The 14,784-nt window shown below is 69.3% G+C and carries 15 protein-coding genes and 1 pseudogene; 14 read left to right on the top strand and 2 right to left on the bottom strand.

Annotated features, from left to right (window positions below; translation table 11 throughout):
* Positions 1-106: 106 nt before the first annotated feature.
* The 4 genes from RJ03_RS24410 to RJ03_RS24395 all read left to right on the top strand — a co-directional run bounded on the left by RJ03_RS24410 (position 107) and on the right by RJ03_RS24395 (position 4,993).
* Entirely contained in the window at positions 107-982 is an 876-nt protein-coding gene (locus tag RJ03_RS24410) for a redox-sensing transcriptional repressor Rex (RefSeq protein ID WP_036506067.1), read from the top strand.
* Positions 979-2,367 carry a glutamyl-tRNA reductase gene (locus tag RJ03_RS24405; RefSeq protein ID WP_036505994.1) on the top strand — a complete coding sequence of 463 codons (1,389 nt, stop codon included), beginning with the start codon at positions 979-981 and terminating at the stop codon, positions 2,365-2,367. The genes RJ03_RS24410 and RJ03_RS24405 overlap by 4 nt, the downstream gene beginning before the upstream one ends.
* Positions 2,368-2,429: 62 nt before the next feature.
* Positions 2,430-3,434, top strand: coding sequence for a hydroxymethylbilane synthase (gene hemC / locus RJ03_RS24400; RefSeq protein WP_036506065.1), 1,005 nt, complete (start codon positions 2,430-2,432; stop codon positions 3,432-3,434).
* Positions 3,431-4,993, top strand: a complete 1,563-nt coding sequence (locus tag RJ03_RS24395) for a bifunctional uroporphyrinogen-III C-methyltransferase/uroporphyrinogen-III synthase (protein WP_036505992.1) — start codon at positions 3,431-3,433, stop codon at positions 4,991-4,993. Before hemC ends, RJ03_RS24395 begins: the two co-directional genes overlap by 4 nt.
* A gap of 41 nt (positions 4,994-5,034) precedes the next feature.
* Here RJ03_RS24395 and RJ03_RS24390 read toward each other — a convergent pair whose 3' ends face one another.
* Complete coding sequence (locus RJ03_RS24390; RefSeq protein ID WP_036505990.1) at positions 5,035-5,304, bottom strand: hypothetical protein; 270 nt, start codon at positions 5,302-5,304, stop codon at positions 5,035-5,037.
* 329 nt (positions 5,305-5,633) lie between these two features.
* Between RJ03_RS24390 and hemB the strand changes: the two genes are divergently transcribed.
* The 5 genes and pseudogenes from hemB to RJ03_RS24365 all read left to right on the top strand — a co-directional run bounded on the left by hemB (position 5,634) and on the right by RJ03_RS24365 (position 8,794).
* Positions 5,634-6,611, top strand: coding sequence for a porphobilinogen synthase (gene hemB, locus RJ03_RS24385; RefSeq protein WP_036505988.1), 978 nt, complete (start codon positions 5,634-5,636; stop codon positions 6,609-6,611).
* Complete coding sequence (locus RJ03_RS24380) at positions 6,608-7,126, top strand: hypothetical protein (protein ID WP_063065421.1); 519 nt, start codon at positions 6,608-6,610, stop codon at positions 7,124-7,126. Before hemB ends, RJ03_RS24380 begins: the two co-directional genes overlap by 4 nt.
* A gap of 385 nt (positions 7,127-7,511) precedes the next feature.
* Positions 7,512-8,027, top strand: a pseudogene (gene mce1N / locus RJ03_RS24375) (transport-regulating membrane protein Mce1N); the annotation flags it as partial.
* Positions 8,028-8,137: 110 nt separating this feature from the next.
* Positions 8,138-8,377: a hypothetical protein gene (locus RJ03_RS24370; RefSeq protein ID WP_143860068.1), complete on the top strand. Its 240-nt coding sequence runs from the start codon at positions 8,138-8,140 to the stop codon at positions 8,375-8,377.
* Positions 8,378-8,458: 81 nt separating this feature from the next.
* Positions 8,459-8,794: a hypothetical protein gene (locus RJ03_RS24365; protein WP_036505982.1), complete on the top strand. Its 336-nt coding sequence runs from the start codon at positions 8,459-8,461 to the stop codon at positions 8,792-8,794.
* Between the two features lie 39 nt (positions 8,795-8,833).
* On the opposite strand, the gene RJ03_RS24360 is transcribed toward RJ03_RS24365, so the two are convergent.
* Positions 8,834-9,217: a hypothetical protein gene (locus RJ03_RS24360; protein WP_036505981.1), complete on the bottom strand. Its 384-nt coding sequence runs from the start codon at positions 9,215-9,217 to the stop codon at positions 8,834-8,836.
* A gap of 249 nt (positions 9,218-9,466) precedes the next feature.
* Here RJ03_RS24360 and hemL point away from each other — a divergent pair, with 249 nt between their 5' ends.
* The 5 genes from hemL to resB all read left to right on the top strand — a co-directional run bounded on the left by hemL (position 9,467) and on the right by resB (position 14,784).
* Positions 9,467-10,804, top strand: a complete 1,338-nt coding sequence (gene hemL, locus RJ03_RS24355; RefSeq protein WP_036506061.1) for a glutamate-1-semialdehyde 2,1-aminomutase — start codon at positions 9,467-9,469, stop codon at positions 10,802-10,804.
* Between the two features lie 194 nt (positions 10,805-10,998).
* Positions 10,999-11,604, top strand: a complete 606-nt coding sequence (locus RJ03_RS24350; RefSeq protein WP_051025203.1) for a histidine phosphatase family protein — start codon at positions 10,999-11,001, stop codon at positions 11,602-11,604.
* A 26-nt stretch (positions 11,605-11,630) separates the two neighbouring features.
* Positions 11,631-12,209, top strand: a complete 579-nt coding sequence (locus RJ03_RS24345; RefSeq protein WP_036506059.1) for a TlpA disulfide reductase family protein — start codon at positions 11,631-11,633, stop codon at positions 12,207-12,209.
* Between the two features lie 44 nt (positions 12,210-12,253).
* Positions 12,254-13,075 (top strand): cytochrome c biogenesis CcdA family protein, encoded by an 822-nt coding sequence (locus tag RJ03_RS24340; protein WP_086007306.1) that lies wholly within the window; start codon positions 12,254-12,256, stop codon positions 13,073-13,075.
* 5 nt (positions 13,076-13,080) lie between these two features.
* The gene (gene resB, locus RJ03_RS24335; RefSeq protein ID WP_051025199.1) at positions 13,081-14,784 is read left to right on the top strand and encodes a cytochrome c biogenesis protein ResB; all 1,704 of its coding nucleotides are present in this window, start codon (positions 13,081-13,083) and stop codon (positions 14,782-14,784) included.

Below are 14,784 nucleotides of genomic sequence, written 5' to 3'. Positions count from 1 at the left end.
CCCGTGTATCAATACCGATCCGATACCGATGCCTGTGCCCGGTATCGGCGGCGGACCAAGCGAAAACCCGGACACTACCCCCCGGCCGGACGAGGAGCCGAACGACGTGACAGAGCAGCATGAGACGCCAAGTGGCGTCTCCGGCAGAGCTCTGAACAGCGTTTCCGGCAAATCCATCAACAAGGACATCCCGCAGGCGACGGTGACCCGCTTGGCCACCTACCTCCGAGTGCTCGCCGTCCTGGCCGACGAGGGTGTGCTCATCGTATCGAGTGAAGAACTGGCTGTCGCGGCGGGTGTCGGTTCGGCGAAGCTTCGCAAGGATCTATCCTTCCTCGGCCCCAACGGGGTTCGCGGCGTCGGCTACGACGTGGCCAAGTTGCGCAACCGCATCGAGGACGTCCTCGGCCTGGCCGACGGCCATCGCGTGATCCTGGTCGGCGCCGGAAATCTGGGCCGGGCACTGGCCGGTTACGGCGGATTCTCGCGGCGCGGATTCACCATGGTCGGCATCTTCGACAACGATCCCGCGGTGATCGGCGCCTCGGTCGCCGGGCTGCGGGTGCTCGACACCGCCCGGCTGCGGGCCGCGGTCGCCGAACTCGCCCCCACGATCGCGGTCGTCACCGTTCCCGATGCCGCGGCCCAGGGCGTCTGCGACGAACTCGTCGCCGCCGGGGTGCAGTGCATCCTCAGCTTCTCGCCGGTGAACCTCGCGGTTCCGGCCACCGTGGAGGTCCGCCGCGTCGACCTCGCCGTCGAACTGCAGATGCTGTCGTTCGAGCGCGCTCGCAGCGCGGAACTCGAGGCCGCGGAACCGGCCGCGACCGAGCGCGTCGCCGCGGGGGAGACGGTGCACGCGGTATCCACCCCGATCGGGCGGCGGATGGCCGGCCGCGCGGCCCACCAGCCCGCACCCCGCAAGACAACCTCGCATTCGGCAACGGAGCCAACCAGCAAGGGATCGGTGGTCGCACCATGAGTGTGCTTCTCGTCGGAATTTCGCATCGCAGCGCTCCCGTGGCGGTGCTGGAGAAGGTCGCGGTCACCGAGGAGGACCGGCCCAAGCTGACCGATCGCATGCTGGCCTCCCAGCACATTTCCGAGGCGATGATCGTCTCCACCTGCAACCGCGTCGAGATCTACGCAGTGGTCGACGCCTTCCACGGCGGGCTCGCCGAGGTCGGTGATCTGCTGGCCCGGCATTCCGATCTGCCGCTGCCCGAACTGACCAAACACGCCTACGTGCGCTACAGCGAGGCGGCGGCCGAACATCTGTTCGCGGTGGCCAGCGGCCTGGATTCGATGGTCGTCGGCGAGCAGCAGGTGCTCAGCCAGATCCGCTCGGCCTACGCCGCCGCCGATGCCCAGCAGGCCGCCGGACGCACCCTGCACGAATTGGCCCAGCACGCCCTGCGCGTCGGCAAGCGGGTGCATTCGGAAACCGGGATCGACCGCGCGGGCGCCTCGGTGGTGTCGGTCGCGCTGGATCGCGCCGCGAACGTGCTCGGTGATCTGGCCGGGCGCACCGCGGTCGTGGTCGGCGCGGGCGCGATGGGCGGGCTGTCGGTGGCCCATCTGGCACGGGCCGGAATCGGCAGAATCATCGTGGTCAACCGCACCCTCGAGCGTGCCCAGCGGCTGGCCCACACCGCGACCACCATGCACGGCGCACCGGCGACCGCGATGGAACTGTCGAACCTGGTGAACGCCATGGCCGACGCCGACATCGTGATCACCAGCACCGGCGCGGTCGGTTCGGTGGTGAGCCTGGCCGACGCCCACCGCGCCCTCAACGTCTCCCGCGCCGGACATCAGATGGTGATCTGCGACCTGGGACTGCCGCGCGATGTGGATCCCGCGGTGGCCGGACTGCCCGATATCACCGTCATCGATATGGAGACGCTGCAGCGCGATCCCGCGGCGGGTGCGGCGGCCGACGACACCAGCGCCGCGCGCGCCCTGGTCGCCGAGGAGCTCGCCAAATATCTGTCCGGCCAGCGGATGGCCGAGGTGACCCCGACCGTCGCGGCCCTGCGCCAGCGCGCGGCCGAGGTGGTCGAGGCGGAACTGATGCGGCTGGAATCCAAACTGCCCGATCTCGGCGATCCGCAGCGCGAAGAGGTGGCCCGCACGGTGCGCCGGGTGGTCGACAAACTGCTGCACGCGCCCACGGTCCGGGTCAAGCAGCTGGCCTCGGCGCCCGGCGGCGGCAGCTACGCCGAAGCGCTGCGCGAATTGTTCGAATTGAAACCCGGTGCGGCACAAGCTGTTGCGGCGCCGATGGAAATCGCCACCCTCGGCGGCGAACTGGCCGACGACTTCACCACGAGCCATCTCGGAGACGAACAGGGGCATCCGCAGTGAGCGCTGATACGGCCACCGCATTCGGGGGCGCGGCCACCGGGGTCGACACGCAGGAGCACGACATGACGCGACGCGGCACCACCGACGCCCCGTGGCGGATCGGCACCCGCGGCAGCGTGCTGGCACTGACCCAGGCCGGCACCGTGCGCGACGCGCTGATCGCCACCGGGCAGCACGCCGAACTGGTGATCGTGAAGACGGCGGGCGACCAGTCGTCCGACCCGGTCGAGAAGATCGGCGTCGGGGTGTTCACCGCCGCGCTGCGCGAGGAACTGGCCGCCGGGACCGTCGACATCGCGGTGCACTCCTACAAGGATCTGCCCACCGCGCCGGACCCCCGCTTCACCATCGCCGCGATTCCGCCGCGCGAGGATCCGCGTGACGCCCTGGTCGCCCGGGACGGCCTGGTGCTGGGCGAACTACCCGCCGGATCCCGGGTCGGCACCTCCGCGCCGCGGCGTGCCGCCCAGTTGCGCGCACTCGGACTCGGTCTCGAGATCGTGCCGTTGCGCGGCAATATCGACACCAGACTTCGTAAGGTCGCCGAAGGGGAACTCGACGCCGTGGTCGTCGCGCGGGCCGGGCTGTCCCGCGTGGACCGGCTCGGTTCGGTCACCGAGGCCCTCGAGCCCGTGCAGATGTTGCCGGCACCGGCTCAGGGCGCGCTCGCGGTCGAATGCCGCAGCGAGGAAAGCGATCTCGTCAGCATCCTGTCCACCCTCGACGATCCGGGCAGTCGCGCCACGGTCGTCGCCGAACGCGCGCTGCTCGCCGAACTCGAAGCCGGTTGCACGGCGCCGGTCGGTGCGCTCGCCGAAGTCGTCGAATCGCTCGACGACGAGGGCCGCGTGGTGGAGGAACTGTCGCTGCGCGGCGGCGCGGCGGCGATCGACGGCTCGGATGTCATCCGGGCCTCGGCGGTCGGCTCGCTCGCGAACGCAGAGCAGCTGGGCCGCGATCTGGCGCGTGAGCTCCTGGAGCTGGGGGCGCGCGACCTGCTGGCCGGCGAGGTATCCGCCGGCGCGTCCGACTTCACCAATCCCAGCCCGATGGAGAACAAGCCATGAGCCGAGCCACCAAGAAACATCCCGGTCGGATTCTGTTCGTCGGGTCGGGTCCTGGTGACCCGGCGCTGCTCACGGTCCGCGCCCGCGAGGTGCTGGGACGAGCGCGCCTGGCGTTCACCGATCCCGATGTCGACAAGGGCGTGCTGGCCATGATCGGCACCGCCGTCGAGCCGGGGCCCGACGGGGAATCCGCGGTCGACGTGCGCCCCGCGCTGGGCGAGCCGGCCGAGGTCGCGAAGACGCTGGTCCACGAGGCCCGCGCCGGACACGATGTGGTGCGGCTGGTCTCCGGCGACCCGATGACCACCGATTCGGTGATCTCCGAGGTCAACGCCGTCACTCGGTCGCATATGAACTTCGAGGTGCTGCCCGGGCTGCCGTCGGCGACCACGGTGCCGGCGTATGCCGGTATCGCGCTCGGCTCCTCGCACACCGAGGTCGACGTGCGTGGTGAGGTCGACTGGGCCTCCGTCGCCGCCGCCCCCGGCCCGCTGGTGTTGCACGCCACCTCCGGCCACCTGGCCGAGACCGCGAGCGCGCTGGTCGAGCACGGCCTCGCCCCGCAGACCCCGGTCGCGGTGACCGTGCGTGGCACCACCCGGCAGCAGCGCACCATCGAGGCGACGCTGGCCACTCTGAACTCCGCCGCCTCGGAGCTGGTCGGACCGCTCGTGGTCACGGTCGGCAAGGAGGTCGAGAAGCGCTCCAAGATGTCGTGGTGGGAGTCGCGGGCGCTGTACGGCTGGACCGTGCTGGTGCCGCGCACCAAGGAGCAGGCCGGTGAGATGAGCGAGAAGCTCGTCATGCACGGCGCCATCCCGATGGAAGTTCCGACCATCGCCGTCGAGCCGCCGCGCAGCCCCGCGCAGATGGAGCGCGCGGTCAAGGGCCTGGTCGACGGTCGTTACCAGTGGGTGGTGTTCACCTCCACCAACGCTGTGCGCGCGGTGTGGGAGAAGTTCGGCGAATTCGGTTTGGACGCACGGGCTTTCTCCGGTGTGAAGATCGCGTGCGTCGGTGAGGCGACCGCCGACAAGGTGCGCTCGTTCGGTATCAACCCCGAACTGGTGCCCAGCGGTGAGCAGTCCTCGGAGGGTCTGCTGGCCGACTTCCCGCCCTACGACGATGTTTTCGACCCGGTCAACCGCGTGCTGCTGCCGCGCGCCGATATCGCCACCGAAACGCTGGCCGAGGGTCTGCGCGACCGCGGCTGGGAGATCGACGATGTCACCGCGTACCGCACCGTGCGGGCCTCGCCGCCACCGGCCGAAACGCGGGAGATGATCAAGACCGGCGGCTTCGACGCCGTGCTGTTCACCTCCTCGTCCACGGTCCGGAATCTGGTCGGTATCGCCGGAAAGCCGCACGCGCGCACCATCGTTGCCTGTATCGGCCCCAAAACCGCTGAAACGGCTATCGAATTCGGTTTGCGCGTGGATGTGCAACCCGAGATCGCCCAGGTCGGCCCGCTGGTCGACGCCCTGGCCGAACACGCCGCCCACCTGCGCGCCGAGGGCCTGCTGCCCCCGCCGCGCAAGAAGAGCCGCCGCAGCCGCTAGCGGCTCGATGGGCTGGGCCGCTAGCGGCTGAGCGGGAGACCTCACACCCGCCGGACGCGCATGAGGTCGCGGACGAGGCTGCAGGTCTTGTTCGAGGGCGGGCGGATGCCGACGACCTCGGCGGTGTGCCGGATGGTCTGGTTGTCGGCGAGGTTGGCGCGGTAGACGCCGGAGTCGAGCAGGGCGATGGCCAGTCGCATGGCCTTCAGCCTGCGATTGTGCATGACGTACCAGGAGCGCGGCCGTCCGGCCGGTAGAGGCTGTTTCAGCAGCGGCGCGTAGGGATCGATCATCGTCGGTGCGGTGGGCATGAGAATCCTCCCCTCGGATGGAGATTCGCCGAGTCGTCGGTGGGCGGAATCGAAGGCGGGACGGATATGGGCAGTCCGTCCCACCGCCGATCGTTCGGTCGTGCGCCGTGGGCAGTAGCGCGCTACCGAGGCCGGTCCGACTGTCGACGAATCCCCTCGAACACATCTTCGATTCTACCGGAGGGCACCGACAAAAACCGGGCCCCGCAACGGGTTTCGGCGCGCGGCCGGATCGCCCGCGCGTCGCCCGGAATTTGCCGGCTGTGATCCGCGCCAATCGGCCGGGAGGTGCCTGGGAGCCGGGCTTTCGCGCGGCGTATCGTGCGGTTATGACCGGAATGGACCGCCCGCGGCGGTTGCGTCGTACCCCCGCGATGCGTCGCCTCGTCGCCGAAACCACCTTGGAACCAAGGCAATTGGTACTGCCCATGTTCGTGGCCGACGGACTGGCCGAACCGCGCGAGATCAGTTCGATGCCCGGCGTGTACCAGCATTCGATGGATTCGCTGCGCAAGGCCGCGGCGGAGGCGGTCGGCGCGGGCGTCGGCGGGCTCATGCTGTTCGGCGTACCGCGTCCGGAGGACAAGGACGCGGTGGGCAGCCAGGCCAGTGCCCCGGACGGCATTCTCAACCGCGGCCTGCGCGCGCTGACCGAGGAGGTCGGCGGCGACACCGTCGTGATGGCCGATACCTGTCTGGACGAATTCACCGATCACGGGCACTGCGGGGTGCTGGCCGGCGACGGCTCCGTCGACAACGACGCGACCCTGGACCGCTATGTCGAGATGGCGCTGGCCCAAGCCGAGGCCGGCGCCGCACTGCTGGGCACCAGCGGCATGATGGACGGCCAGGTCGGCGCGATCCGCGCGGGTCTGGATGCCGCCGGCCACATCGATACCGGGATCCTCGCCTATGCGGCCAAATACGCCTCGGCGTTCTACGGCCCGTTCCGCGAGGCCGTCGGATCGTCGCTGCAGGGCGATCGCCGCACCTATCAGCAGGATGCCGCGAATCGGCGTGAATCGCTGCGCGAACTCGAGCTGGACCTGGCCGAGGGCGCCGACATCGTGATGGTCAAACCGGCCATGTCGTATCTCGACATCCTGCGCGACGTCGCCGATCATTCGCCGGTTCCGGTCGCGGCGTATCAGATCTCCGGCGAGTACGCGATGATCACGGCCGCGGCCGAACGCGGCTGGATCGACCGCCGCGGCGCCATCCTCGAATCGCTTCTCGGCATCCGCCGGGCGGGCGCGGATATCGTGCTGACCTACTGGGCCACCGGGGCCGCGCACTGGCTGTCGTGAATCCGGCGACAATGCCGGCCGAGCCCGGCATCCGAACCAGACCCGAAGATGTGCGCACCGCCTGTCAGCTGTGGTGGGCCGTGGTCGCACTCGGGGTGTTGCGGCTGATCCTCGGCGCGGTCGACCGTCTCGGTAATCGCCGCCAGGTCGCCCAGGACTTCTACGATCAACTGCACGGCGAGCGGCCCGACTTCAGCGTGGCGCAGATGGAGCTCGTGGTCTCGATTCTCGAGGTGCTGGTCCTCACCTACGGCCTGGCCGTCGGGATCGGCGCGGTGGCCGTGGTGCACGAGCTCGGTCGCGGGCGACTGTGGGCGCGCACGGTTGCCGATGTGGCGACCGTGGTGCTGGTGCTCGGCGCCGTCGGGTCGATGTTCGGACTCGGCGCGGTCGTGGGCGGCCCGGCGGTGCTGATCGGGGCGGCGGCGATATTACAGGCTGTCCTGGCCTGCGGAGCCGTATTCCTCTGCCGCAGAAAGGAATCCGAGGCTTTCTTCCGAGCGAACGGCCACTGAGACGCGAGGCCGAATTTGTCGCGTGCCGACCGGGATGTATGGTGAGGGTTGTCACAGATAGCTCGGGAACTGAAAGTCGTTGGTTGTGCGTTGCTCCTCGGATGTGGTTTTTCGGTCGGTGGTCGCATCGATCGGTCACCGCGATGAGAGCGCAGCACGGATGGCTTCGGTGGATCGGAGACATCGATGCGCGTGGTGATTCAGCAGCGACAAAGCATTCGACGCGATGTCCTGGTGATGGGACTGCTGCTGCTTCTGGCACTGCTCACCCTCGCCGGACTGCTGCTCCCGGGGAAGGTCGGCTGACTCCGCCGCCACCCGCTCGGTCCGGCACGCGCGTCGTATTCGGAGGTCTTGCGTGAGCGACGCCCAATCCACCGCCGCGGTGCGGCCGGATTCCGTGCTGTTCAGCGAGCCCGGCGCCCGCTGGCGAACGGTCGCCTACGGCCCGCTGCTCTGCCTGCTGGTGCTGATCCTGGAACTCGCGCTGCGGCGCGGCCCGGTGCACTGGTTCGGTCTCACCTTCTGCGCGATTCTGCTCGCCGGATTCGTGACTCTGCAGGTCGTTGCGGGAAAACGCCACGTCAGCGTCGAACTCACCGACTCCGCGCTGCGCGAGGGCACCGAAACGCTGCCGCTGGAGTCGATCGCGCGGGTCTTTCCCGAACACGACGAGGAATCGTGGGACGACGATCCCTGGGAGTCGGCCCGCGCGCTGGGTGAACTGACCGGAGTGCCGCGCCGCCGCCGCGGCATCGGCCTGAAATTGCGCGACGGCGCCATGGTGCAGGCCTGGGCGCGCGATCATCAGCAGTTGCGCGCCGAGTTGAGCGCCGCGCTCGAGCGGCTCGCCGAGGAATCGACTCCCGCGGCGAAGAAGTCCGCGGACTCTCCGGCGCAGGAGTCCGCGGCCGTGCTCGCGGCGAGCGCCGACGATGCGGAGAATTCGGTGGTGGCGTCCGGTTCGGACGGCGAGGGCGACGTGGGGTCCGAGGGCAAGGAGGATGTCGCGTGATGCGCCGGCTGTGGATCCTGCTCGATCTGGTGCTGGTCGTGGCCTGCGCGGTGGCCGCCGTGCCCATCTGGCGGCACGGTGTGCACCGGACCTGGTTCGCGGCGGTGGGAGATCAGCCTGCCTTCGAATCCACTCACTACGCCGGTCCGTGGCTGGCGCTTGCCACGGTACTGGTCGCCGCCGCGGGACTCGCGGCCATCGATCTGGTGGTGCGGTGCGCGGTGCGCCCGCGCTGAAACGCCTGTTTCCCACAGCCGCACCCGTTTTCGCCGCGCGCCGTCCGATAGTGGATCGAGTGTTGTGGGTATTACCGGAAAATGAGCACCATGACGCGCACCCGAGCAGTGCGGAAATCCTCGTTCACGATTCTCGCGGCCGCGGCGATCGGTATGGCTCCGGTGGCCGTGGCTGCCGCCTCGCCTGAAAGTCCTTCGGCCGCAGGCACTTCGGCGGTTACTGTGGAGCCGGCCGGTCCGCAGGTATCCGGCGCGCAGAGCCGAGCCGCCGCGGTTGTCGCCGATTCGGTGGCCGCGACTGCGGTGTCGCCGCGCGCCGGGCAGGTTTCCTCACTGCTGGATCTGCTTCCCACGCCGCTGAATTGCCTGCTGTCCACCGGCTATGCCCTGCTGTGCCTGGGCGTTCCGGTGCCCTGAACCGCCGCCGCGCGGTCAGTGCCGGTCGAAGACCTTCGGTCAGTGCCACTGCTGGAAGACGTCGAGCAGGCGCGTGCCGTGCGATCCGGGCACGTTCGCCATCACCACGACGCTACCGTCCGGGTGGCTCGCCGCCTCCTCGATCACCTGCCGCAGTGAGGCGTGCACGTTGCCGTTCTGATCGTGATAGAGCTGGGTGTCCGGCTTCAGGCCCGCACCGATCCGGCTCTCCGGAACGACCATCGTGACCAGTGCCGGAATCGGCCCGTCGCCGAGCGCGGCGGTCTCGTCGTGGGTGAGGATCACTCCGGCGCGCTGCTGCTCGGGCTGGACGACGGGCGTCAGGGCGGCGGCCTGGGTCGCTGCCGCGACGGAGCCGACGAGGGTTGTCAACAGGGCTACCCCGAATACTGCTTTGCGCATGGACCCTCCCGGCGATGAGCGTGATGGTGGGTACGAGGTTACGCATGGGCAACCAGGCCACAACCCTTATGGCAGGAAATTTACGCCGCGTGTTGCGCTGCGGGCGCCGACGGGCGAATGTGAGGAAATTCTCGGCAAACCGCTGGTCGGGCGAGCGGGAGTACAATATGCCGGCTTGCCCTGTGGGGTGGCTCACCCCACTACACCCTGTCGTCGACCGCTCCGGCGGGGGCTGCGACACTGGTGGTCGTGAGTTCTTCTCCGCGCGCGACCCAGGTAAACGTGCCGGTCTCCGCCCGACTCTTCGAACGCGCCGCCGCGATCATCCCCGGCGGTGTGAACTCGCCTGTGCGGGCCTTCAATTCGGTCGGCGGCACCCCGCGATTCATCGCTTCGGCGCGTGGGTACACGCTCACCGACGCCGACGGCAACGACTATGTGGACCTGGTGTGTTCCTGGGGGCCGATGATCCTGGGACATGCGCACCCGGCCGTCGTGGACGCGGTGCAGCGGGCGGCCACCAGCGGGCTGTCCTTCGGCGCGCCGACCGAGGCCGAGATCGAGCTGGCCGAGGCGATCGCCGCGCGGGTCGATCCGGTGCAGCGGGTGCGGCTGGTGAACTCCGGCACCGAGGCCACCATGAGCGCGGTGCGGCTGGCGCGCGGATTCACCGGGCGCAGCAAGATCGTCAAGTTCGCGGGCTGCTATCACGGCCATGTCGACGCGTTGCTGGCCGATGCCGGTTCCGGCGTCGCCACCCTGGGTCTGCCCACCTCGCCGGGTGTGACCGGGGCGCAAGCCTCCGACACCCTCGTGCTGCCCTACAACGACCTCGAAGCCGTCGCCACGGCCTTCGCCGAATATCCGGGCCAGATCGCCGCCGTGATCACCGAGGCGGCCGCCGGCAATATGGGCGCGGTCCCGCCGCTGCCCGGTTTCAACGCCGGCCTGCGCGAGCTGACCAGCGAACACGGCGCCCTGCTGATCATGGACGAGGTGATGACCGGCTTCCGCGTCAGCGCCGCGGGCTGGTACGGCCGCGATCCGGTGGCCGGCGACCTGTACACCTTCGGCAAGGTGATGAGCGGCGGACTCCCGGCCGCGGCCTTCGGTGGCCGCGCCGAGGTCATGGATCACCTCGCGCCGATCGGGCCGGTGTATCAGGCGGGCACGCTCTCGGGTAATCCGGTGGCGGTGGCGGCCGGTCTGGCCACGCTGCGTGCCGCCGACGCGGACGTCTACGCGGCCCTCGACCGCAACGCCGAACGACTCGGATCCCTGATCACCGAGGCTCTGACCACCGCGGGGGTCCCGCACACCGTGCAATTCGCGGGCAATATGGTGAGCGTGTTCTTCGCCGAGGGTCCGGTTACCGACTACGCGACCGCCAAGGCCACCGCCACCTGGCGTTTCCCGGCCTTCTTCCACGCGCTGCTGGAGCGTGGCGTCTACGCGCCGCCGAGCCCGTTCGAGGCCTGGTTCGTCTCGGCCGCCCTCGACGAGGACGCATTCGACCGTATCGCTGCCGCACTGCCCGCCGCCGCCGCGGCAGCCGCGGCCGCCACACCCGAAGGATCCCGCGCGTGAGCGACTCAGATCAGCTCGAATCCGTCACTGCCGCAACAGAATCCCCCTCGCACGAAGAACCGACCGGTGCGGCCGCGGTGAACGAGGACACCGAACCGTCGCAGGCGCCCGTGCCCGGCTCGGGAGCCGATGCCGGCAAGGTTCCCTCGCTCCCCGGGGACGTCGCCTCGGATACCGAGACGATCGTCCACGTGATGCGCCACGGCGAGGTGCACAACCCCAAGGGCATCCTCTACGGCCGCCTGCCCGGCTTCAGTCTCTCGGTGACTGGCCGTTCGCAGGCGGCGACGGTGGCGCGCACTCTCGCCGACCACGACATCGCCCTGGTCGTCGCCTCGCCGCTGCAGCGCGCCCAGGAGACCGCCGCGCCGATCGCCGGACAGCACGGGCTGATCGTGCGCACCGACGACAACCTCATCGAGGCCGGCAACACCTTCGAGGGCCTGCGGGTATCGGTCGGCGACGGCGCGCTGCGCAAGCCGCGGCACTGGTGGAAGCTGCGCGATCCGTTCACCCCGTCGTGGGGGGAGCCGTATCTGCAGATCGCGCATCGCATGCTCGCCGCCGTCAACAAGGCGCGGGTGGAGGCCGCCGGGCACGAGGCCGTGGTGGTATCGCATCAGCTGCCGGTGTGGACGCTGCGCCGCTTCCTGGAGGGTAAGCGGCTGTGGCACGATCCGCGGCAGCGGCAGTGCTCGCTGGCTTCGCTGACTTCGCTTGTGTACCAAGGCGATACGTTGATCGACATCGTCTACTCCGAGCCGTCCGGCGGCTCGGATCCCAGGGTGACCGGGGCGTGAGCGGGGCGGTCCGGCGTCTGCTGCCGATGCTGCTGGCCTGCGTGGCGGTCGTCGCCGCGCTGGCCGGTTGTTCGTCGGGTAACGACGCGGTCGCCCAGGGCGGCACCTTCGATTTCGTCTCACCCGGTGGCAAGACCGATATCCGGTACGACCCACCGGCCGCGCGCGGCACGATCGGCCACCTGTCGGGACCGAATCTGCTGACCGGCAAGACCGTCTCGGTCGACGACTTCCCGAATCAGGTCGTCGTGCTGAACCTCTGGGGCCAGTGGTGCGGGCCGTGCCGCGCGGAAGCGCCCGCGCTGGAACAGGTCTACGAACAGTCCAAGGACAAGGGCGTCGCCTTCCTGGGGATCAATGTGCGTGATCCGCAGGAAGACAAGGCGCGCGACTTCGTGACCGACAACCATGTCGGCTATCCCTCCATCTACGACCCCGAGATGCGCAGCCTGCTGGCGCTCGGCGGCAAATTCCCCACCAGCGTCATCCCCACCACGCTGGTGCTGGATCGGCAGCATCGCGTCGCCGCGGTCTTCCTGCGGTCGTTGCTGGCCGAGGATCTGCTGCCGGTGGTGAATCAGGTCGCGCAGGAGGGCCGGCAGTGACGGCGTTGGCCTCCCCGGCGGTGCCGGCATTGGCTTCCCCGGCGGTGCCGGCGTTGGCTTCGGTGGGCGAATCGTTCCAGCAGACCGCGGCCACCGGGCCGCTGCTGCTGGCCTTGGGCGCGTGCCTGCTCGCCGGACTGGTCTCGTTCGCGTCGCCGTGCGTGGTGCCGCTGGTACCGGGATATCTGTCGTATCTGGCCGGGCTCGTGGGCGCCGAAGCGCCGCCGGTCACCGTCGGCGAGGCCCAGGGCAAGAGCGCGGCCGTCGCGCTGCGCGCCGGGCGGATGCGCGTGGCGGGTGCGGCCGGACTCTTCGTCGCCGGTTTCACCGTGGTATTCGTGCTGGCCTCGGCCACGGTCTTCGGGGTCATCCAGACCCTGAACGTCAATCGTGAACTGCTGCAACGCATCGGCGGCGTGGTGACGATCGTGATGGGGCTGGTATTCCTCGGCCTGGTGCCGATGTTGCAGCGTGACACCAGAATGCATCCGCGCCGGCTCACCGGAATCGTCGGCGCACCGCTGCTGGGCGCGGTGTTCGCCCTCGGCTGGACGCCGTGCCTGGGTCCGACGCTGTCCGGCGTGATGGCCGTATCCGCCGGCACCGAGGGGGCGACGGCCGCTCGCGGTGTCGCGCTGATCGTGGCGTACTGCCTCGGTCTCGGCCTGCCGTTCGTGATTCTCGCGTTCGGATCGGCCACCGCGCTGCGCGGAGTCGGCTGGCTTCGGCGCAATTCGCGCACCATCCAGATCATCGGCGGCGTACTGCTCGTCGTGGTCGGCATCGCACTGGTCACCGGGATGTGGGACCAGTTCGTCGGATGGATCCGCAACGTATTCGTCTCCCAGGTAACCCTGCCGATCTGAGCCCCATGACTGCCACGATGACGCCCCCGTCCACCGCCGCGAAGCCGCCGCGCCAGTCGCTGCCGCGCCGCGCGTTCGCACTGCTGCGCAACGCCTGGCGCGGATTGACCAGTATGCGCACCGCGCTGATGCTGCTGTTCCTGCTGGCGCTGGCGGCGATTCCGGGGGCGTTGCTGCCGCAGCGCAGTCTCAACCCGCAGAAGGTCGACAAGTACATCGCCGATCGCGGCACCCTCGGTCCGTGGATGGACCGGCTGCAGCTGTTCGACGTGTTCTCCAGCTTCTGGTTCACCGCGATCTACGCCCTGCTGTTCGTCTCGCTGGTCGGCTGCATCGTGCCGCGCGTCTTCGACCACTACAAGGCGCTGCGCACACCGCCGGTCATGGTGCCGCGCAACCTGTCCCGGCTGCCGCATCACGCCGCGACCACCACCGATGACACCCCCGCCGAGGCGATCGAGCAGGCGCGACGCGGACTGCGCGGCTGGCGCACGGTGGTGCGGGACGAATCCGGCGTGCGCAACGGCCGTCTCGGTGAGGTGACGCTCTCCGCGGAGAAGGGGTATCTGCGCGAGCTGGGCAATCTGGTCTTCCACTTGGCCCTGGTCGGCCTGCTGGTCGCGATCGCGGCGGGCAAGCTGTTCGGCTATGAGGGCAACGTGATCGTCGTCGCCGACGGCGGTCCCGGATTCTGCACCACCTCGCCGGCGGTCTTCGATTCCTTCAAGGCCGGACGGGTCAACGACGGCACCGGACTGACGCCGGTCTGCGTGCGCGTCAAGGATTTCAAGGCCGACTACCTGCCCAACGGGCAGGCCGAGATGTTCACCGCCGACATCTCGTATCAGACCGGCGAGGATCTGGCGACCGACACCTGGCGTGACACCACCATCCAGGTCAACCATCCGCTGCGCGTCGCCGGCGACCGTGTCTACCTGCAGGGACACGGCTACGCGCCCACCTTCACCGTCACCTATCCGAACGGGCAGAAGCGCACCGAGACCATCCAGTGGCGGCCCGACGACGGCGCCACCTTCCTGTCCAGCGGTGTGATGCGATTCGACCCGCCGGGCGGCATGTACGGCAGCGAGGACGAGCGGCGCAAGAACCAGATCGCGATCGAGGGCCTGTTCGCCCCCACCGCGCTGATGCACGGCAGCCTGCTGACCTCCTCGTATCCGGGCCTGACCGATCCGGCGGTGGCGATCGACATCTACCGCGGCGAGACCGGACTCGACACCGGACGCGCGCAGTCGTTGTTCTCGCTCGATCCGGAGATGGTCAAACAGGGCCGGCTGACGAAGCAGCAGCGCGTCAATCTGCGGCCCGGTGAATCGGCCACGCTGGCCGACGGCACCAAGGTCACCTTCGACGGCGCGCAGCAGTACGCGAATCTGCAGGTCTCCCACGATCCGGCGCAGAGCTGGGTGCTGGTGTGCGCGTTGACGATGATGGCAGGTCTGCTGGTCTCGCTGGTGGTCAAGCGGCGGCGGATCTGGTTGCGCGCCTATCCGGAAGGCCCGGACGACGACCGTTCCGGTGAACGACGTACTGTAGTAGAAATGGGTGGGCTGGCCCGCACCGACCAGGCGGGCTGGGGCGGCGAGTTCGACCGCTTGCTGACACGGCTGCTCGGTTCCGACCGCACCGACACCGGCAGCCCCACGGATCAGCGCCCGGTCGCCCGGACCGAGAGCACGGGAGAGTGA

This window comes from Nocardia aobensis NBRC 100429 (assembly GCF_000308375.1).
GTDB classification, from domain to species: domain Bacteria; phylum Actinomycetota; class Actinomycetes; order Mycobacteriales; family Mycobacteriaceae; genus Nocardia; species Nocardia aobensis.
This window is presented reverse-complemented; position numbering and strand designations above follow the sequence as displayed.